Origin of the sequence: Primorskyibacter sedentarius, from assembly GCF_004342065.1 — a bacterium.
Classification (GTDB): Bacteria; Pseudomonadota; Alphaproteobacteria; order Rhodobacterales; family Rhodobacteraceae; genus Primorskyibacter; species Primorskyibacter sedentarius.
This window is the reverse complement of the sequence record NZ_SLZU01000003.1, coordinates 98,857-117,972: the sequence shown is the minus strand read 5'-3', so window position 1 is coordinate 117,972 and position 19,116 is coordinate 98,857. Positions and strand designations below refer to the sequence as shown.

Genomic DNA, 19,116 nt, shown 5'->3' with positions numbered 1-19,116 from the left:
CTGTTCGCGGTCGGCCAAAACTGCTATGCTTGCCCCAAAAAAGGGCAGGCAGATGATCGTTAGGGCACTTACTCTGGCAGGCGGGCTGGCAGGCGCAGCAGGCCTGTCGCAATTTCCGGAGTTTTCGCAGCAATATACCCAGCGGCTTGGGGGTGCGGTGGATGAATTGACCCGCGTTGTGGATCAGTTCGACGAGGATGCGCGCACAGCCGGGTTAAGCCGTCAGGCGGCGCTGGAGCAACTGGCGCAGGGCGGCGCCCTGGGCGAGCTGCGCAGCCAATCGATGCGTCAGACCATCTCTCGTCACCGCAGGCTCAATGCCGATCTTGTGGCCTTGCGCGAGGCAGGGCCATTCACCCGCGCCAGCCGTGTGACGCATTTGACCGACCCGGACATCGCCCGCGCGGCATGGCAGGACTTTCGCCCCGCAGCCCCCCTGACATTCGAAGGCGCAGTCTTTGGCGGTACAGGCTTTCTGGCGGGCAGCATGGCGCTGTCAGCGCTGCTGGGGGTTCTAAGTTGGCCGTTTCGGCGCAGGGCACGCCGTCGCCCGGCGCGGGCGTGACGCCACAAAAGCGAACGGCCCGCGCGTTGCAGCGCAGGCCGTAGAAACTGTGTTATCGCCCTGTTGGCAGGGGCTCAGTTGCCCGTGTCGCAAACGCCGACGAGTTGCTCATATTGCGTGGTGACCCAGCCAAGCGCCTGTTCGGGGTTGCGTTCTTCGATGCGGCTGGTGAATTGCGAAAACACCCGTGCGGACCGGCTGTCATCGACCATCGGAATATTCTGGGCGGTCAGCACTGTCTGGTAGACGAAGAAGGCGATTGCCACCAAGAGGATGCCGCGCGCGACCCCGAACAGAAAGCCAAGGCCCTGATCGACGCCGCCCAGGGCGGACCGCTGCACCAGCGATGAAAAGAGCGGCGTGAACAGAGACACCACAACCAGCGCCACTGCGAAGACCGCCGCGAAGCCACCGATGATGGACAATTCGCAGCTGTCCGAGATGAATTCGCCCACGACCGGCAATTCTTTGATCAGCGGTTGCACCTGCGGCGCGAAAATGAATGCGAGGATCGCCGCGGCGACCCATCCAGCGATGGCCATGGCCTCGCGGACCAGCCCACGGGAATAGGCCAGCAGCGCCGAGAGTACGATGATGACGGCCACCACGCCGTCAATGATGGTGAAACCTTCCAAGAACCCTGTCCCTCTTTTCCGCTACTAGCCCGCGCCGAATATCTCGCCCACGAAGGATGCCAGATCGCCCATGCGCGTCAGACTTAACCCACCGGTGCCGCCGGACTTACCGCCTTCTGGCACAATGGCGGAGGTGAAACCAAGTTTTTGCGCCTCTTTCAACCGGTTTTCCGTCTGGCCGACCGGGCGCAGGGCCCCTGATAGGCTGATTTCGCCGAAAACGACACATTCAGGGGGCAAAGGCGTGTCTTCGCGCGCAGACAGTAGCGCCGCCGCCACAGCCAAATCAGCGGCCGGTTCGGAAATGCGCATCCCGCCGGCCACGTTCAGATAGACATCGAGCCCCGCGAAGGGGATGCCGCAGCGTGCCTCCAGCACGGCGAGAATCATTGCCAACCGTCCGCCATCCCAGCCCACCACGGTACGGCGGGGCTGCGAATGCGGCGAAGGTGCGACCAGCGCCTGCAATTCGCACAGCACCGGGCGCGTGCCCTCGATCCCGGCAAAGACGGCAGAGCCGGGCGTTGGCTGGCCGCGTTCGGACAGGAACAGCGCCGACGGGTTGGATACCTCTGACAGCCCGGCACCGGTCATTTCGAACACACCGATTTCATCGGCGGGGCCAAAGCGGTTCTTGACCGCGCGCAGGATGCGGAACTGGTGCCCGCGTTCGCCCTCGAAATACAGCACGGTATCGACCATGTGCTCGACCACGCGGGGGCCTGCGATCTGGCCGTCCTTGGTGACGTGGCCCACCATGATGACAGAGGTATTCCGGCGCTTGGCAAAGGTTGTCAGCTCATGGGCTGCGGCGCGCACCTGGCTGACGCTGCCCGGGGCGCTGTCGACATTGTCGGCCCACATGGTCTGGATCGAATCGATGATCACCAGTTGGGGCGCTTCGGCCTCCAGCGTGGTCAGGATGTCGCGCAGGTTGGTTTCTGCCGCGAGCTTTACCGGGGCATCGTCCAGTCCCAGCCGCTGCGCCCGCATCCGCACCTGCGCGCTGGCTTCCTCGCCGCTGGCATAGATCACCTTCAGCCCTGCACGGGCGAATTGGGCCGCAGCCTGCAAGAGCAGGGTGGATTTGCCGATGCCGGGATCGCCGCCCACAAGAATGGCGCTGGCAGGCACGAGGCCGCCGCCAAGCACGCGGTCAAGCTCGTTGAGACCGCAGGATGTCCGGGGGGGTGGGGCCTCCTCTGACGAAAGATCTGTCAGGGCGACAGTGCGGCCGCGGGAATTGCCCAGGGATTTCTTCGGGGGGCCTGCGCTGATGCCCGCATCCTCGGAGATCGTGTTCCAGGCGCCGCAGGCTTCGCAGCGCCCCGACCACTTGGTGCTAGAGGCCCCGCAGGCCGAACAGACGTAAGAGGTGGTTGCTTTGGCCATGCCGCATCTTGTGGCTCAAACCGTGCGCCCCCGCAAGCCCTGCCATGGCGGCAGGGACGGGCCGTTATTCGGCAGCGCGCTTTGATTGCAGCGCCACGATCCGTTCGTCGTCATCTGCAAAGCCAAGATCGTCTGGTAGGGGCGTGATTTCAGGCGCTGTTTCCGCGTGATCCGGTTCTACAAAGCGACCGCGCTCAGCCATTTCCTTGATGGACAGGCCAAGCTCTGGCAGGACTTCGTCCAGTTCCGCCGACAGTCGGGCAAGCTGCGCCTCTGCCACGGCCTCGTCCATGCGCATGCGTTCCGCCCATTGGTGGATCTCGGTCGCCGCGGCCTTGGCCTTATGCAGACGCTTGTTGAATTCCTCGACCTCGATCTGGCGCTGGACGAGGAAGTCCTTGGCGCGATGCACGGCGGCATCGGAATAGACCTGTGCCAGTTCCGAGGAGACATGGCTCATCTGTGCGGCCACTTCCAGCGCAGAGGGCTCCAGCTCCGACAGGTCGGGATGGTCGCGCAGGAACGCCATACGGGCACGGATTGAATCGAATTCCGAGGACAGATCGAACAATTCTTCCCGGTCACGGGCATGGGCGACCGAATAGGCTCGCGCTACATCCCGCATGCCGATTGTGAAACTGCGGTGGGAATTCTCCAGCGCCATCACCCGCGCATTCGTGGGCAGGAAGAAGGCCAGCGAGACTGCCAAAGCCGTGAAACCCGCCTGCACGACCGGACCGGCTCCTGTATAGACCGTTTCCCCGAAGGTAAGACTGAGTTGCAGCCAGGGCGCGAAACCGACGACACAGGCTGCGGTATAGCCCACAAGGCCAAGAGCCGACAGGACAACCAAGCCAAAGGCCAGACGCTGAAAGACGAAGCGCAGCGACGCGTTAAACACCAACAATTGTGTCATCATTTCCCCCAAGGAGGTCAGAAGCAAGAACCGTACATCGGCAAGTTTATGCCGAAACCGCGCCGTTCAACTATGTTTTTTTTGACCCATCGCTCCCCGTAGCGCGTGAATTCGTGAAAAATGTCACAATACGCGCTTGCGGCGTGTCGGGTTCGTGATCAGATTCGCGCGCGTTTTTCGGTCAGGATACCGATGACAAGCGAGGTCAGGATGCAGGCCGAGAACAGGTACAGCCCCCATGCGGTTTCGACCCTTCCCACCCCGACGCCCTTTGCGACCACAACATATAGTGCGATCAGAAACACGTCCGCCATTGCTAGCTTTCCCAGCAGGTTGAGCACCGGCAGAATGCGGCGACGCAGCATTCCGAAATGGATGAGCGCGAGGCCGATGGTCTTGAGGTAGGGGGCAAAGAGCGCGAGCACCGTCACCAGCAGGGCGAGCATGACGTCCGTTTCCCACAAAGACTGAAGTCCGGACAGTACAGATATTTCGCTGAGCCCGAATAGCGGCAGCAATCCGGCGCGAATCAGCGGTGCGAACCATGCGACCGGGTAGAGGATAAGAAGCGACAGGTTCAGCCAGCGCAGCACTGGAATGCTCCATCTTGCGTTGCACTGGGCGCATCGGTCGGCGCCGTGGCAGCGTTGCTGGCGTGCTGGCTCATCAGAACTGGGCCACGATCCACAGCGCGCAGAACGCCAGTGTCACCCCGACAAGGACGATTTCCACCCATGGCCAGGGGCGACGGCGAGAGAGGGCGCCGACCAGCAAAAACCCCACCGGCACAAGAAGGAGGACGGGGCCACCGGTCTGCATCCAGCGCGCGGCCGTAATATAAGCGGCGCCATGTGCCAGCCCCATTGCGGGCGCAAAGACCGTGGCGACCATGGCACCGGCGATCAGAAACGCCGCGGCGGCAGGCAGCCGGACCCAGCCCTTGCCAAGGATCAACCGCAAGAGCGCGAGGATCATCACGGCTTCGGGAAAGACAAAACGGCGCACGATCAGCAGCGCCAGCAGGGTGTAGCTTGGCTCGAACATCAGGCTCACCTCACCGATTCGATGGGGCCGTCGGCCCGCCCGTGAATGAACTGGTCAAGATAGGGGTCGCCGCTGTCATCCATCTCGCTCACCGGGCCGGACCATTGGATGACGCCATCGTGCAGCATCGCGACCTTGTCGGCAATTGCCCGCACAGAGGACATGTCATGCGTGATGGTCATGGCAGTCGCGCCCATCTCGACGACGATCTCCCGGATCAATTCGTTGATGACGCCCGCCATGATGGGATCAAGCCCGGTGGTGGGTTCGTCGAAAAAGATGATGTCGGGATCGGCGCAGATGGCACGGGCAAGGCCGACGCGTTTTTGCATCCCGCCCGACAGCTCGGCGGGGAATTTCCCGGCCACTTCTGGTTTCAAGCCGACGCGGCGCAGCTTTTCCACGGCGATTTCATGGGCCTCGTTCCGGGGGCGCTTCAGCGAGCCGCGCAGCAGCCGGAAAGCGACGTTTTGCCAGACGGGCAGGCTGTCGAACAGGGCGCCACCCTGAAACAGCATGCCGAACCTTGCCAGAAAGGCATCGCGGTCTGTCTTGCGCACGTCCTTGCCCCCGACAGTGATGGTGCCGCTATCGGGCGGGACCAGCCCGAGGATGCATTTCAGCGTCACGGATTTGCCAGTGCCAGAGCCGCCGATGATGACCATCGATTCGCCCTTGGGGACAGTCAGGTTGACCCCGCGCAGCACCTGATTGTCGCCAAAGGCCTTGTGAAGGTCGCGCAGCTCGATCATGCCGAAAAGAACACCTCGGTCAGGATGTAGTTCGCCGCTAGGATCAGGACGGATGCCGATACCACGGCGGCCTTGGTTGCGCGTCCGACACCCTGCGCCCCACGGCCCGAATTCATGCCGTAATAGCAGCCCATCAGCGCGACGATGAACCCGAAGGCAGCCCCCTTCACAAGGCCAGAGGCGACATCCCAGAATTCCAGAAAGTCGACCGTGTTCTTGAGATAGGCGGCGGCGTTGAAATCCAGCCGTGTGACGCCCACGACATAGCCACCAAGGATGCCGATGGAATCGCCAACGGCGACCAGCAGGGGCACCGCCAGCGTCGCGGCCAGCATGCGCGGCACGGTGAGGTATTTCATCGGGTTGGTCGACAATGTGACCAACGCGTCGATCTGCTCTGTCACCTTCATGGTGCCAAGCTCTGCCGCGATGGACGAGGCGACCCGTGCCGCCACCATCAGCCCGCCCAGAACGGGGCCAAGCTCTCGTGCCATGCCGATCGCAACGATGGAGGGTACGACCGCCTCTGCCGAAAAGCGCGCGCCGCCTGCATAGATCTGCAATGCCAGCGCGCCGCCGGTGAAAAGGGCGGTCAGCCCAACGACCGGCAGAGACAACCAGCCGATCTGGACCAAAGCGTGCAGGAATTCGCGGCCATAGAAGGGCGGGCGAAACAGGTGGCTGACAGCACGCGCCGCAAAGATAGACACGCGCCCGATAGAGGCCAGCAGGCTCAGGACATTGTGGCCGATCGCAGCGATAGGGCGCGTCAGCGTCATCCGCCCACGTACCGGCGGGCATAGCGGTTGCCCAGCGATGTCAGAATTTCATAGCCGATCGTTCCAGCCGCGTCGGCCAGCGTATCAACCGATTGGTGAACCCCCAGCAGCTCGACAGTGTCCGGGTCTTCGGGCAGGTGGCTGATATCCACGCCGATCAGATCCATCGAGATGCGCCCGACGATCTTGCACTTGTGTTCCCCGGCCCAGACATAGGCGTCGGGCGCCATCGCGCGGATGATGCCGTCGGCATAGCCCGCGGCAATGGTGGCAATGCGCGCCGGGGCCTCGGCCATCCAGGTGTTGCCATAGCCCACGGTTTCGCCGGGTGTCAGCTCTCGTGTCTGGATGACGGGGATGGTCAGTCGCGCCACCGGCTGTGCCTCGATAAAAGGCAGACCGCCATAGACGCCGATGCCGGGGCGGGTCAGGTCAAAATGGTAGTCACGCCCCAGAAGCGTGCCGCCTGTCGCTGACAGCGATCGCGGCGCGTCGATCCCATCGGTCATCTCCAGGAAGCTTTGCAGCTGCTGGGCGTTCATTGGATGGTCCGGCTCATCCGAGCAGGCAAGATGGCTCATCACCAGAACCGGGGGCTGGTTCAGCACGACCTCGCGCAGGGCGGTCCACTCCGCCGGTTCCATACCCAGCCGGTTCATGCCGGTATCAAGCTGGACGCCGAACCGCGCGTCGGGCAGCGCCTCGACATGGCGGGACATCTGGTCGATGGAGTTGATCATCGGCACAAGGTCCGCATCCCGGATCAGGGCGGCGTCGCCTGCCATATGCCCGGAAAAGACGCAAATATCGGGACCGTCGCCCAGAATACGGCGCAGGGCCGCGCCTTCCTCGGCAAGGGCCACGAAAAAGCAGCGCGCGCCGGCCGCGGCCAGGGCGGGTGCGACGCGGTCTGCACCAAGCCCGTAAGCGTCAGCCTTCACGACCGCACCGGTCTCGCAGTCGGTTAGCGCATTCAAAGCCCGCCAGTTGGACACCAGCGCGGCAAGATCAATGGAGAGTTCAGACTGTGACATGCAGGCTGTTTCGCACGATTGCCGACAAGGTCAAGGTGAATATTGCCGCGCTTGCGTCCGGCGGCGTTTCGATTGCAATCTGGCGCAAGGGCAAACCGGCAGGTGAAGGGCAGGGCGAATGGTCGACAGACGGGACAGTTTCCACCCCCATCCAGAGCAGCCCGCCCTGCCGCTGGAGCTGCACCTCTTCCTTCTGGCGCTGCGCTACCTCACGCATCTGCCGGTGCCGCGCGATCTGCCCAGCAGTGACGACCTGATGATCCGGGCCACGAAATACTACCCGGCTGTGGGGCTGGTAATCGGGGGGGTGTCTGCGACGCTTCTGTGGCTTTTGGCACAGCTTCTTCCGATGCCGGTGGCTGTTCTGGTGTCGATGGGGCTGACCATGCTGCTGACCGGGGCGTTCCACGAAGATGGTCTGGCCGACGCCGCCGATGCGCTTGGCGGGGGGGCGACCCGGCGCGATGTGCTCAAGATTTTGCGCGACAGTCGGCTGGGCACCTACGGGGCGCTGTCGCTGGCAATGGTTCTGGCGATCAAGGCCGCCTGTCTCATGGCGCTGCCGCTTTGGGCGGCATGTTCGGCGCTGGTGGCGGGGCATGCGCTCAGCCGGATGGGCATCGTTCAGGTCATTGCCGCCACGCAATACGCCCCGCATGAAGGCTCGAAATATCGCCCACCCGGTGTCACACCCGATGGCTACCGCTTTGCACTTGTCTCTGCCGTGGTGCTGGCGTTGGCGATGGTGCCGATCTTTGGCCTTTGGGCGCAGGCCACCGCGATTGTGATGTCATTCCTGGCGATGTCGGGATTCGCGCAGTCCTTTCTGCGCAAGCTTTCCGGCTACACGCTTGAATGTCTGGGTGGCTGTCAGCAATTTGCCGAGCTGGGGTTCTATATCGGTCTTGTCATGTGGCTTTGACGCAAAAGGCGCCTTTACAGCTTTGCGACATCGACCAAGGCGGTATGGGCGCTGCACCCCTGACCCAGCCGTGAAGTGCCGACATCCTGCGTCAGAACGTTGGGGTTGCCATGCGGATCGATATTGGATCGCGATCCGGCATACCACGCGCCTGTCGGCAGGGCGACCACGCCGGGCGTGATGTCATCGGAGACAAGCGCCCGCGCGTGGCAGGCGCCGCGCCCGTTGAAAACGCGCAACAGGTCACCGGTGGCGATACCCCGTGCAGAGGCATCAGCCGGGTTGATCACCAGTGTTTCCGGCCGTGCGCCTGCGACGTCGGCGAGTGCTGCCTCCAGCTGACTGTGCAGCTTGTCCCCGGGCTGGGGCGAGACAAGATGCAGCGGGGCATCTTGCGTAGCAGCGCCCAGCCATTCCTGGGGCGGAAGCCAGACCGGATGACCGGGGCAATCGTCATAGCCAAACCCCGCGACCGTGTCCGAGAATATTTCGATCCGGCCTGATGGCGTTGCCAGCGCGCGCCCCTCTGGATCTGCACGAAATCGGGCCAGAAAGGATGGCGGCGCCTCTGATTCCTTGATCGGCAGCCGCACCCAGTTGCGGTCTCGCAATGTGTCGAGGTCCGGGACGTCGATCCCTTCGGCGGCGGCCTCCGTCGCATAGCCTTCGTAAAGGTGTCGGATCCAGTCCGCAGAGCTGCGCCCTTCGGTAAAGCCTTCTTCTGCGTCAAGCCGCGTCGCAAGCCCGGCAAAGATATCATAGTCGTCGCGCGCCTCGCCCACGGGCGGGATGAGCGCGGGCATGTGGAACAGGTAGTCATCCATCGTGCTGCGCCCGATATCTTCGCGCTCATAGGGCGTTGTCGCCGGAAAGACGATGTCGGCGCGCTGCGCGGTCGCAGTCCACCAAGGCTCGTTCACGATCACCGTTTCCGGGCATTTCCATGCCTCGTGAAAGCGGTTGAGATCCTGATGATGGTGGAACGGGTTGCCCCCCGCCCAGTACACCAGCCGGATATCGGGATAAGGATCGCGCTTGCCGTTGAAGTCATAGGGCGCACCGGGGTTGAGCAGCATATCCGCCACGCGCGCCACCGGGATCACTTCGCTGATCGGGTTCTGGCCCTGATCCAGCGTCATGCCGCTCAGCCGTTTCATGGACCGGCCGATGCCGCCGATTGCGCCGTAGCCATAACCGACACCGCCACCGGGCAATCCGATCTGACCCAGCATCGCGGCAAGGACGGCGGACATCCAGTAGGGTTGCTCTCCATGATGGCCGCGCTGAAGCGACCAGGCGACGGTGATCAATGTCCGGGTCGAGGCCATGCGGCGGGCAAGCGCGCGGATCTCTTCCGGGGACACGCCGCAAAGCGGTGCGGCCCAGTCCGGCGATTTCGGCTGGCCGTCCGCCTGTCCCATCAGGTAGGGGCGGAACCGGTCAAACCCGGTGGTATAGCGGTCAAGGAAAGCGTGATCGGTCAGGCCTTCCTCTTCCAGCACATGGGCAAGGGCAAGCATCAGCGCAGTGTCAGAGCCCGGCCTCAGCGCAAGCCAGTCGCAGCCACCCGGCGCATCGGTGCGTTGCGGGCCGATATTGATGCACCGCATCCCCCCGGCACGGAACCGTTCAAACCATGACCCCGTTTCATGTTCGGTGATCCCGCCCATGCTGACCTGAGAATTCTTCGGGTTGATCCCCCCGAACATGACGAGCGTCCGGGTGTTGTCGGCGATGGTCTGCCAGCTGTCCTGAGACCCGTAATTGTATTGAAGGAAAGGGATGCCAAAGACATGCGGCATGATCGCCTGCGCACATCCCGTAGAATAGCTGCCAAAGGAGGCGACATAGCCGCCAATGCTGTTCAGAAACCGATGCACCTGGCTTTGCGCATGATGAAATCGCCCGGCAGAGGACCATCCGTAGGATCCGCCGAAGATCGCATTGTTGCCATGTGTCTTGCGCACCCTTTCGATCTCGGCCGCGGCGATATCCAGCGCTTCGTCCCAGGGAAGCTCGATAAAGTCATCTTCGCCGCGCGTGTGCCGGTCACCGCGTTCCAGCCAGCCCCGCCGGATCGACGGGCGCAGCACGCGGGATCTGTGATGGACTGCCTGTGGCAGCATATCCGGGATCGCCGTAGGTTCAGGATCGGCAGCAAATGGAGCGGTCGCAATGATGCGATCCCCCCTGGTTTGCACCTCGAACGCGCCCCAATGGCTGGTGGTTACCCTTGTCCGGATCGGAGAGTCGTTGCTCATGATGCTGGGTCCGTGAAAGCTGTTCCCGTTTGAGCAGATTTGCGTGGCTCAGTCCAGTGAAAGGGCATGGAGTGATGCGCAGGGATTTGCAATCACTTGCGCGTGGCTGCAGGGCATTTGCCGGGTGCCAATGGCGCGACGGCCCATCACGCTCTTTTTCGGAATGCGCTGGGCGGTTTGCCGAATTCCTCGACAAAGGCCCGCGTCATCGCGGCGGGGTTGGTATAGCCGCAGCGCAGGGCGATCTCGGTCACAGAGTAGCTGGACTGCTGTGCGTATCGCCGCGCAGCAGACAGTCTCAGGCGCTTGTAGACCGTCTTTGGCGAGGCGCCCAATTCTGCATGGAAAGTCCGCGAAAGCGTGCGCTGCGTTGTCCGGAGCTGCCGGGCAATCACGCCGATGGGCAGGGGGCTTTCCAGCGATGACGACATCAGCGCGATACATTGTTCAACAACCGCAGAGGCGCGGTGCCGGAACAGACGGTCGCGCGGCGGCTCTGCCGACTGGTGCATGAAGAAGGCCGAGACCTCCAGCCCAAGCGCCTCGCCATGGGTGCTGCAGATCAGGTCCAGCACCAGATCAAACGCCGCCATGGCACCGCCGCAGGTGATCCGGTCGCCATCAATGATGAACCGGTCTGGCCGCGCATCGACCTGATCGAATGTTTCGGAAAAAGCGGTCAGCTCGTCCCAATGGATCGTCGCCGCACGGCCGTTCAACAGCTGCGCCTGCGCCATCAGCCACGCGCCCGTGTCCATGCCCGCGACAGTCCCGAACCGGCGCGCCGCCGCCGTCAAAGCCCGCGTCGTGGCTGGCGTGGCGAAGCTGCGGACATCATAGCTTGAAAGCACGAAAAGCGACGCGCCGCCCTCGTGATCCCGCAGGCGGCAGTTGGGCAGAACCGGCAAGCCGCTGGACGATTCGACCGCCTCGCCATCCAGCGTGACAAAGCTCCACCGGTAAAAGTCGCGCATCAGGAATTCATTGGCCGCGCGCAGGGGCTCAACCGCGTTCGCAAGGCAGTGGTTTGAGAAACGCGGAAAGAGCAGGACAGCAATCTCCTGGGTGTCGCCGGCACTCACTGTCCAATTCCGCATGATCCATGTCTATTTTTGCATCACGCCGCCTGTCAAGCCAGCTACGATCCTGACAACGGTTCAGGGAGTGGCGCCATGCAGTTCGGGTTGTCGGAAGAGCAGGAGATGATCGTCTCTACCGTGCGCAGTTTCGTCCAGAACGAGATTTATCCGCATGAGGCAGAGGTCGAACGCACGGGTCAGGTTCCGCCCGAGCTGGGCGAAGAAATAAAGCGCAAATGCATTGATCTTGGGTTTTATGCCTGCAACTTTCCCCAAGAGGTTGGTGGCGCCGGTCTGAGCCACCTTGATTTCACGCTGGTCGAGCGCGAATTGGGGCGCGGGTCCATGGCGCTGACGCATTTTTTTGGCCGTCCGCAAAACATCCTGATGGCCTGTGAGGGGGCGCAACGCGAACGCTACCTGCTGCCTGCCGTGCGGGGGGAACGCATGGACGCGCTGGCAATGACCGAACCGGATGCCGGGTCGGATGTGCGGGGGATGAAGTGCAGTGCCGTCCGCGATGGCGGCGACTGGGTGGTGAACGGGTCCAAACATTTCATATCCGGCGCGGAACATGCTGATTTCTTCATCGTTTTCATCGCCACGGGCGAGGATGACACGTCCAAGGGCCCGAAAAAGCGCATCACCACCTTTCTGGTGGATCGCGGCACGCCCGGTTTCGAGGTCCGCGAAGGCTACAAGTCGGTCAGCCACAAGGGCTACCGGAACTACATCCTTTATTTCGACAATTGCCGTTTGCCCGATGCGCAGGTCCTGGGCGAGGTTGATGGCGGGTTCGAGGTCATGAACACCTGGCTTTATGCGACGCGGCTGACGGTGGCTGCGTTCTGTGTGGGTCGCGCGCGGCGCTGTTTCGACTATGCGCTGGAATACGCGGCGGAACGCAAGCAGTTCGGCCAACCGATTGGCAAGTTTCAGGGCGTCAGTTTTCAGATTGCCGACATGATTACCGAGATTGACGCGGCCGACTGGCTGACCCTTGCCGCCGCGTGGCGGCTGGATCAGGCGCTGCCTTCGAACCGGGAGATTGCGAGTGCCAAGCTTTATGCGTCCGAAATGCTGGCGCGGGTGACGGACACGACGCTTCAGGTCTTTGGCGGCATGGGGCTGATGAATGACTTCCCCATCGAGCGGTTCTGGCGCGATGCCCGCGTCGAGAGGATCTGGGATGGCACCTCCGAGATCCAGCGCCACATCATCAGCCGCGACCTGCTGCGCCCGTTGGGGGCCTGATGCGTCGGCTCGGCCGTCTTCTGCGCCCGCAAAGCATCGCCGTGATAGGCGGCGGGACATGGTGCGAAAACGTGATCGCGCAATGCCGCAGGATCGGTTTTGCGGGCAAGGTCTGGCCCGTCCACCCAAGCCGCGCAAGCGTCAGTGGCCTGCCCGCCTTTTGTGACATCCGGCATTTGCCGGACACCCCGGATGCCAGTTTCATCGGTATCAACCGCGAAGCAACGATTGACGCAGTAGCAGAGCTTTCGGCGCGTGAGGCCGGGGGCGCGGTGTGTTTCGCCTCCGGCTTTCGCGAGGCTGATGCAGAGACCGGCAATGGCGCGACGCTTCAACAAGCCTTGCTGGAGGCCGCCGGGGAGATGCCGATCCTCGGGCCGAATTGCTACGGCTTTCTGAACTATCTCGACGGTGCGGCACTGTGGCCTGACCAGCATGGCGGCGTTCGGGTGGACCGCGGCGTGGCGCTTGTCACGCAATCGTCGAATATCGCGATCAACCTCACCATGCAGGATCGCGGAACGCCGATTGCCTATGTTGTCACGGTCGGGAACCAAGCCCAGACCGGTCTTTCCGAAGCTTCCCGCGCCTTGCTGCGGGATGACCGGGTGACAGCATTGGGGCTGCATATCGAAGGGGTCGACGACCTTCGCGGGTTCGAGGCATTGGCGGCCGAGGCGAGGGCGCTTGGCAAGCATATTGTCGCGCTGAAGGTCGGCAAATCCGATCAGGCCCGCGCGGCCACGATCTCGCACACGGCCTCGGTTGCTGGCAGCAATGCAGGCGGGCAGGCGCTGCTGCGGCGGCTTGGGATCGGGCAGGTGTCCTCGCTGTCGGCACTTCTGGAAGCGCTGAAGCTGCTGCATGTCGCGGGGCCGCTCGGGTCGAACCGGATCGCGTCCATGTCCTGTTCCGGGGGCGAGGCGAGCCTTGTCGCTGACACGGCGCTTGAGGCCGGGCTGGTCTTTCCGCCGCTGAATGCAGGTCAGGTAAAGGGGCTGCGGGGCGTACTGGGGCCGCGCATCGCCTTGGCGAACCCTCTGGATTACAACACGTTTATCTGGGGCGATATTGACGCGATGACGGCAAGCTTCACGGCGATGATGGAGGGCGATGTGGCGATGGGCTGTGTCGTGCTGGATTTTCCGCGCGCTGATCGCTGCGATGCCTCCGCATGGCAGCCTGTGATCGAGGCGGTGGTCCGCACCGGGCAGCAGGCGGGGCGCAGCATGGCCATCGTAAGTTCGTTGAAAGAGACGATGCCAGAGGCGGTGGCGCAAGATCTGATGGCGCGCGGCATTGTTCCGCTCGCCGGATTGGCAGAGGCTGCTGAGGCGATCTTTGTCGCGGCGCAGCTTGGACGGCCACTGGAGGACGCAGCGCCGATCCTGCTTTCACCCAAGGCTTGCGACGCGCGGATCTTGACGGAAATGGAGGCCAAGGGCGCGCTGTCGGCCGCAGGTCTGCGTGTTCCCGCGTCGGTCCGGGCCGAGAGTGCAAAGGCGGCGGTCGAGGCCGCCCAACGCATCGGATACCCGGTCGTGCTGAAAGGCGAAGGGATTGCGCACAAGACCGAAGCCGGGGCTGTCGTTCTGAACCTCTCGGGCGCGGCAGAGCTGCAAGAGGCCGCCCGCGCCATGCCTGCTGAGAGCTTTCTGGTGGAAGAGATGGTCACCGGCACGATTGCCGAGCTTTTGATTGGTGTCGTTGCCGATCCGGCGCATGGCTATGTGCTGACCCTCGCCGCCGGGGGCACGCTGACGGAAGTGATCGAAGACAGCGCCTCGCTTCTGGTCCCGGCCAGTCGGGACGCCACGCTTGCCGCGCTCAATAGCTTGCGGATTGCCCGCCTGCTGTCTGGATACCGTGGCAAGCCCGCGGCCGATATCGACGCGATCCTTGACGCGGTGATGGCGGTGCAGGCCTATGTGACAGGCGCCTTGCCGCAGGAAGTTGAAATAAACCCGCTGCTATGTGGCCCGGACGGGGCCGTGGCGGCGGATGCACTTATCCGGATCGGAGAATGACATGACCGACACCCCCATCAGCACCGAACGCCGGGGCCATGTCCTTGAAGTGACGCTGGACAGACCCAAGGCCAACGCCATAGACCTCGCCACCAGCCGGATCATGGGCGAGGTCTTTACGGATTTCCGTGACAACCCCGACCTGCGCGTGGCCATTGTCACCGGCGCGGGCGAGAAGTTCTTTTGCCCCGGCTGGGATCTGAAAGCAGCCGCCGACGGTGACGCGGTGGATGGCGATTATGGCGTCGGTGGGTTTGGTGGGCTGCAAGAGCTGCGCGGGCTCAACAAGCCGGTGATTGCCGCTGTGAACGGGATCTGCTGCGGGGGCGGGCTGGAGCTGGCCCTGTCTGCCGATATCATCCTTGCCGCGGATCATGCCAGCTTTGCCCTGCCGGAAATCCGGTCCGGCACGGTGGCGGATGCGGCGTCGATCAAGCTGCCCAAGCGCATCCCATATCACATCGCGATGGAGATGCTGTTCACCGGGCGCTGGCTGGATGCCGAAGAGGCCGCGCGCTGGGGGATGATCAATCATATCTACCCGGCCGCCGACCTGATGGCCGAGGCGCGCAAGCTGGCCGATCTTCTCGCCTCTGGCCCGCCGCTTGTCTACGCGGCGATCAAGGAAATCGTGCGCGAGGCCGAGGACATGAAATTTCAGGACGCGCTGAACCGCATCACCAAAAGCCAGTTCGCGAGTGTCGAGGCGCTTTACCGGTCCGAGGACCAGCTGGAAGGCGCCCGCGCCTTTGCCGAGAAACGCGATCCCGTCTGGAAGGGAAAATGAACGCTGCCCGAAAACGGGATTTCGTGTCCGCAGGTCGCGCAGAAGGAGGAACGACATGCCACTGACCATGAACCGAGAGGTCTTTATCACCTGCGCCGTCACCGGATCGGGGGGCACGCAGGATCGTTCGCCGCATGTGCCGCGCTCGCCTGAACAGATCGCTTCCAGTGCGATTGATGCGGCCAAGGCCGGGGCGGCGGTGGTGCATTGCCATGTGCGCGATCCGCAGTCGGGCGCGCCCTCCCGCGATCTGGCGCTCTACCGCGAGGTGACAGATCGCATCCGCGCGGCAGAGGTGGATGTGGTGCTGAACCTGACCGCCGGCATGGGCGGGGATATGACATTCGGGCCCATTGAGGCGCCATTGCCGCTCAACCCCGCAGGGACGGATATGGCAGGCGCGACGGAGCGTCTGGCCCATGTCGCCGAATGCCTGCCAGAGATCTGCACGCTGGATTGCGGCACGATGAATTTCGCCGAGGCCGATTACGTGATGACCAACACGCCCGGCATGTTGCGCGCGATGGGCAAGATGATGACCGACCTGGGTGTGAAGCCCGAGATCGAGGCCTTCGACACCGGTCATCTGTGGTTCGCCAAGGAATTGGTCCGCGAGGGCACGCTGGCGCCGCAGGCGCTGGTGCAGCTTTGCATGGGCGTGCCATGGGGCGCACCGAATGACCTCAACACGCTGATGGCGATGGTCAACAACGTGCCGGACGATTGGCACTGGTCGGCCTTTTCGCTGGGACGGGACCAGATGCCCTATGTCGCCGCCTCCGTTCTGGCCGGGGGCAATGTGCGCGTAGGGTTGGAGGATAATCTCTTTCTCGACAAAGGGGTGCTGGCCACCAACGCACAACTGGTCGAACGTGCAGCAAGCATCATCGAAAACATGGGCGCAAAGGTCATCGGCCCTCAGGCTGTACGGGAGCGGCTGGGTCTGACCAGACGCGCACCGGTGGCGAAATGAGGGCCGCGATTGTCGGCGGCGGGGTGATCGGCGGCGGCTGGGCCGCGCGGTTCCTGTTGAACGGGTGGGATGTGGCGGTCTTCGATCCTGATCCGGATGCAAAGCGCAAGATTGGCGAGGTCATCGACAACGCCCGCCACGCTCTGCCCGCGCTCTACGACCGGGCGCTGCCAGAAGAAGGGGCGCTGAGCTTTCACGACGATCTGAGTGCTGCTGTTTCCGGTGCTGTCTGGGTTCAGGAAAGCGTGCCCGAACGGCTGGAGCTCAAGCACAAGGTTTTTGCCCGGATCGCGGAACATGCGGGCACCGACACGGTGGTCGGCTCTTCGACGTCCGGGTTCAAACCGTCGGAACTGAATGCCCAAGGGGCCGGTGTGATCGTCGCGCATCCGTTCAACCCGGTCTATCTGCTTCCACTGGTCGAGCTGGTCGGAGATCCCGCGCAATGCGCCCGCGCGGCCGACATCCTGCGCGGCATCGGCATGTACCCGTTGACCGTCCGCAAGGAAATCGACGCCCATATCGCTGACAGGTTTCTTGAAGCGGTCTGGCGCGAGGCGCTGTGGCTGGTCAAGGATGGCATCGCCACGACGGCAGAGATTGACGAGGCGATCCGCATGGGCTTTGGCCTGAGATGGGCGCAGATGGGTCTGTTCGAGACATACCGCGTGGCCGGCGGCGAGGCGGGGATGAAACATTTCATGGCCCAGTTCGGCCCCGCGCTGGAATGGCCGTGGACAAAGCTGATGGACGTGCCGGACTTTACCGACGAGTTGGTGGACCTCATTGCAGGCCAGTCCGATGCGCAATCGGGCCACATGTCGATCCGCGAGCTGGAACGGCTGCGAGATGACAACCTTGTTGGCATGATGCGGGCGCTGAAACGCAACGACGCGGCGGTGGGTGCGGTGCTGCGCGCCCATGAAACAACGCTTCCTCAGGGGGGCGAACGCGACGGTCTGCCGGTCACCGCGCGACGGCAGGTGCCCGCCAGCTGGGTCGATTACAACGGCCATATGAACGAGACCCATTACCTCGAAACGGGCTCTGTCGCGACGGACCGGTTCATGGAGATGATCGGCGCGGATGCCGAATATATCGCCAACGGACTAAGCTACTTCACTGTCGAGAACACCGTGCGCTATCTGGACGAAGTGCTGGTCGGCGACACGCTGACAGTGACGACGCAGGTTCTGCTGGGGGAGGGCAAGAAAATGCGGCTTTTCCAACGGCTTTACCGGGGGGATGGCACCTTGGCGGCGACGGTGAACTCGATGCTCTTGCATGTCGACCTCGGGACACGGAAATCCTGCCCCCCCGGCCAAGCGGTCGCACGGAAACTGGCCGAATATACCACGGCACATGCGGCCCTGCCGAAGCCATAGCCCTGGGGGGCGGCGTCGCAGCGCAGAGACCCGCCATATTCTGGGCGTCGCCGCCACGTGACCGCTAAGCGGCCATGCCCAAAGCGCCCCGCGACACGGCGCGCCCCTTGGATCGGCGCCAATTCGCCACATTCGGCGATGTGCTTGCCCAAACGTCAACCGCCGCCTATAGATCGGCCCCGCCGACAGTCACTGGGTCTTTCGGTGAACCCGCTCCGTGTGAAACGGACTGCATCAATCTGAGGAATGACAGCTCTTGCTCGACCAGACTGCGCTGCGCGCCGAACTCGCCAATCACTATGATCTCTTGCCTTCGCCGGAAGTTGCGGAAGCCCATGCGGATATCTATGCGGGCATGAAAAGGGTCGTGTCACCGCCCGACTGGGCGATCTTTGCGCCCTATGTCGCTGCCATCAACCGTCTGAAAAAGGAACGCAACGCGGTCATCCTGGCGCATAATTACATGACGCCAGAGATCTATCACGGCATCGCTGATGTTGTTGGTGACAGCCTGCAACTGGCGATCGAGGCCACGCGGGTCGAGGCCGATGTGATCGTGCAATGCGGCGTGCATTTCATGGCCGAGACATCGAAGATCCTGAACCCGGCGAAAACCGTGCTGATCCCGGATGCCGAGGCAGGCTGTTCGCTGGCTGAAAGCATCACCGCCGAGGGCATTGCCGAGATGCGCGCGCGCTATCCCGGTGCGCCGGTCGTCTCTTATGTCAACACGACCGCAGAGGTGAAGGCCGCCTCTGACATTTGCTGCACGTCGTCCAATGCGGCCCAGATCGTCGCCGCGCAGGACAGCGATACGGTCATCATGACACCCGACAAATACCTTGCGCAGAATGTCGCGCGGCAGGTGCCAAACAAGAATGTCGTCTGGTGGGATGGCTCTTGCATCGTGCACGAAAGGTTCACCGCGCAGGACTTGCGCGATTTCCGCGACCTGAACCCCGACACCCGCATCATCGCCCATCCGGAATGCCCGCCGGACGTGGTGGACGAGGCGGATTTCTCAGGCTCCACCAGCGGCATCATCTCCTATGTCGAACGCGAGCGGCCTTCCAAGGCGATGCTGGTGACGGAATGTTCGATGGCGTCGAATATCTCTGACAATCTGCCGGATGTGGAATTCGTGGGCCCCTGCAACATGTGCCCTTACATGAAGAAGATCACGCTGGAAAAGGTGCTGTGGTCGCTACACAGCATGCAAGGCGCGGTAGAGGTTGACCCGGTAGTCGCAGAAAAGGCCCACATCTCTGTTCAGCGAATGATCGATCTGTCGCAGCGTCTGGCCGGCTGACC

The 19,116-nt window shown here is 63.0% G+C and carries 18 protein-coding genes; 8 read left to right on the top strand and 10 right to left on the bottom strand.

All coding sequences use genetic code 11. The features are described from left to right. Window positions 1-52 precede the first annotated feature (52 nt). Window positions 53-565, top strand: a complete 513-nt coding sequence (locus EDD52_RS06800) for a DUF2937 family protein (protein WP_132243196.1) — start codon at window positions 53-55, stop codon at window positions 563-565. Between the two features lie 74 nt (window positions 566-639). Here EDD52_RS06800 and EDD52_RS06795 read toward each other — a convergent pair whose 3' ends face one another. The 8 genes from EDD52_RS06795 to alr form a co-directional block, all read right to left on the bottom strand. Continuing rightward, on the bottom strand, window positions 640-1,200 hold the full coding sequence (locus EDD52_RS06795) for a CvpA family protein (protein ID WP_132243194.1): 561 nt from the start codon (window positions 1,198-1,200) through the stop codon (window positions 640-642). Between the two features lie 24 nt (window positions 1,201-1,224). Further along, window positions 1,225-2,592: a DNA repair protein RadA gene (gene radA / locus EDD52_RS06790; RefSeq protein ID WP_132243192.1), complete on the bottom strand. Its 1,368-nt coding sequence runs from the start codon at window positions 2,590-2,592 to the stop codon at window positions 1,225-1,227. Between the two features lie 64 nt (window positions 2,593-2,656). Further along, window positions 2,657-3,508 carry a DNA repair protein gene (locus EDD52_RS06785; RefSeq protein ID WP_132243190.1) on the bottom strand — a complete coding sequence of 284 codons (852 nt, stop codon included), beginning with the start codon at window positions 3,506-3,508 and terminating at the stop codon, window positions 2,657-2,659. Window positions 3,509-3,666: 158 nt separating this feature from the next. Further along, entirely contained in the window at window positions 3,667-4,107 is a 441-nt protein-coding gene (locus EDD52_RS06780) for a paraquat-inducible protein A (protein ID WP_132243188.1), read from the bottom strand. 67 nt (window positions 4,108-4,174) lie between these two features. After that, window positions 4,175-4,552, bottom strand: a complete 378-nt coding sequence (locus EDD52_RS06775; protein WP_132243186.1) for a hypothetical protein — start codon at window positions 4,550-4,552, stop codon at window positions 4,175-4,177. A 5-nt stretch (window positions 4,553-4,557) separates the two neighbouring features. Next, a complete protein-coding gene (locus EDD52_RS06770; protein ID WP_132243184.1) occupies window positions 4,558-5,304 on the bottom strand; it encodes an ABC transporter ATP-binding protein in 747 nt (248 codons plus the stop codon). Then, window positions 5,301-6,083, bottom strand: coding sequence for an MlaE family ABC transporter permease (locus EDD52_RS06765; protein ID WP_132243182.1), 783 nt, complete (start codon window positions 6,081-6,083; stop codon window positions 5,301-5,303). Before EDD52_RS06765 ends, EDD52_RS06770 begins: the two co-directional genes overlap by 4 nt. Next, the gene (gene alr, locus EDD52_RS06760; protein WP_132243180.1) at window positions 6,080-7,117 is read right to left on the bottom strand and encodes an alanine racemase; all 1,038 of its coding nucleotides are present in this window, start codon (window positions 7,115-7,117) and stop codon (window positions 6,080-6,082) included. The genes EDD52_RS06765 and alr overlap by 4 nt, the downstream gene beginning before the upstream one ends. Before the next feature lie 118 nt (window positions 7,118-7,235). Here alr and EDD52_RS06755 point away from each other — a divergent pair, with 118 nt between their 5' ends. Further along, window positions 7,236-8,039 carry an adenosylcobinamide-GDP ribazoletransferase gene (locus EDD52_RS06755; RefSeq protein ID WP_132243178.1) on the top strand — a complete coding sequence of 268 codons (804 nt, stop codon included), beginning with the start codon at window positions 7,236-7,238 and terminating at the stop codon, window positions 8,037-8,039. A 14-nt stretch (window positions 8,040-8,053) separates the two neighbouring features. Here the strand turns inward: EDD52_RS06755 and EDD52_RS06750 are convergent, their stop codons facing one another. Together EDD52_RS06750 and EDD52_RS06745 are read right to left on the bottom strand one after the other, a co-directional pair. Then, window positions 8,054-10,300, bottom strand: a complete 2,247-nt coding sequence (locus tag EDD52_RS06750) for a molybdopterin-dependent oxidoreductase (protein ID WP_132243176.1) — start codon at window positions 10,298-10,300, stop codon at window positions 8,054-8,056. Window positions 10,301-10,446: 146 nt separating this feature from the next. Then, a complete protein-coding gene (locus EDD52_RS06745) occupies window positions 10,447-11,382 on the bottom strand; it encodes a GlxA family transcriptional regulator (protein WP_243651862.1) in 936 nt (311 codons plus the stop codon). A gap of 90 nt (window positions 11,383-11,472) precedes the next feature. On the opposite strand from EDD52_RS06745, the gene EDD52_RS06740 reads away from it, so the two are divergent. The 6 genes from EDD52_RS06740 to nadA all read left to right on the top strand — a co-directional run bounded on the left by EDD52_RS06740 (window position 11,473) and on the right by nadA (window position 19,114). Continuing rightward, window positions 11,473-12,633: an acyl-CoA dehydrogenase family protein gene (locus tag EDD52_RS06740; protein ID WP_132243172.1), complete on the top strand. Its 1,161-nt coding sequence runs from the start codon at window positions 11,473-11,475 to the stop codon at window positions 12,631-12,633. Further along, on the top strand, window positions 12,633-14,660 hold the full coding sequence (locus EDD52_RS06735) for an acetate--CoA ligase family protein (protein WP_207905981.1): 2,028 nt from the start codon (window positions 12,633-12,635) through the stop codon (window positions 14,658-14,660). Before EDD52_RS06740 ends, EDD52_RS06735 begins: the two co-directional genes overlap by 1 nt. 1 nt (window position 14,661) lies before the next feature. After that, window positions 14,662-15,447: a carnitinyl-CoA dehydratase gene (locus EDD52_RS06730; RefSeq protein WP_132243168.1), complete on the top strand. Its 786-nt coding sequence runs from the start codon at window positions 14,662-14,664 to the stop codon at window positions 15,445-15,447. 55 nt (window positions 15,448-15,502) lie between these two features. Beyond that, window positions 15,503-16,420: a 3-dehydrocarnitine:acetyl-CoA trimethylamine transferase BcoG gene (bcoG, locus tag EDD52_RS06725; RefSeq protein WP_132243166.1), complete on the top strand. Its 918-nt coding sequence runs from the start codon at window positions 15,503-15,505 to the stop codon at window positions 16,418-16,420. Beyond that, window positions 16,417-17,805: a carnitine 3-dehydrogenase gene (locus EDD52_RS06720; RefSeq protein WP_132243164.1), complete on the top strand. Its 1,389-nt coding sequence runs from the start codon at window positions 16,417-16,419 to the stop codon at window positions 17,803-17,805. Before bcoG ends, EDD52_RS06720 begins: the two co-directional genes overlap by 4 nt. Before the next feature lie 256 nt (window positions 17,806-18,061). Beyond that, window positions 18,062-19,114 (top strand): quinolinate synthase NadA, encoded by a 1,053-nt coding sequence (gene nadA, locus EDD52_RS06715; RefSeq protein ID WP_132243162.1) that lies wholly within the window; start codon window positions 18,062-18,064, stop codon window positions 19,112-19,114. The last annotated feature ends 2 nt before the right edge of the window (window positions 19,115-19,116 follow it).

Bases quoted from the DNA above. Each gene is read 5' to 3' on its own strand.
- EDD52_RS06735 (WP_207905981.1), top strand. From the start codon at position 12,633: ATGCGTCGGCTCGGCCGTCTTCTGCGCCCGCAAAGCATCGCCGTGATA.
- alr (WP_132243180.1), bottom strand. From the start codon at position 7,117: ATGTCACAGTCTGAACTCTCCATTGATCTTGCCGCGCTGGTGTCCAAC.
- EDD52_RS06755 (WP_132243178.1), top strand. From the start codon at position 7,236: ATGGTCGACAGACGGGACAGTTTCCACCCCCATCCAGAGCAGCCCGCC.
- EDD52_RS06720 (WP_132243164.1), top strand. From the start codon at position 16,417: ATGAGGGCCGCGATTGTCGGCGGCGGGGTGATCGGCGGCGGCTGGGCC.
- EDD52_RS06750 (WP_132243176.1), bottom strand. From the start codon at position 10,300: ATGAGCAACGACTCTCCGATCCGGACAAGGGTAACCACCAGCCATTGG.
- EDD52_RS06800 (WP_132243196.1), top strand. From the start codon at position 53: ATGATCGTTAGGGCACTTACTCTGGCAGGCGGGCTGGCAGGCGCAGCA.
- EDD52_RS06785 (WP_132243190.1), bottom strand. From the start codon at position 3,508: ATGACACAATTGTTGGTGTTTAACGCGTCGCTGCGCTTCGTCTTTCAG.
- EDD52_RS06765 (WP_132243182.1), bottom strand. From the start codon at position 6,083: ATGACGCTGACGCGCCCTATCGCTGCGATCGGCCACAATGTCCTGAGC.
- EDD52_RS06775 (WP_132243186.1), bottom strand. From the start codon at position 4,552: ATGTTCGAGCCAAGCTACACCCTGCTGGCGCTGCTGATCGTGCGCCGT.
- radA (WP_132243192.1), bottom strand. From the start codon at position 2,592: ATGGCCAAAGCAACCACCTCTTACGTCTGTTCGGCCTGCGGGGCCTCT.
- EDD52_RS06740 (WP_132243172.1), top strand. From the start codon at position 11,473: ATGCAGTTCGGGTTGTCGGAAGAGCAGGAGATGATCGTCTCTACCGTG.
- bcoG (WP_132243166.1), top strand. From the start codon at position 15,503: ATGCCACTGACCATGAACCGAGAGGTCTTTATCACCTGCGCCGTCACC.
- EDD52_RS06730 (WP_132243168.1), top strand. From the start codon at position 14,662: ATGACCGACACCCCCATCAGCACCGAACGCCGGGGCCATGTCCTTGAA.
- EDD52_RS06770 (WP_132243184.1), bottom strand. From the start codon at position 5,304: ATGATCGAGCTGCGCGACCTTCACAAGGCCTTTGGCGACAATCAGGTG.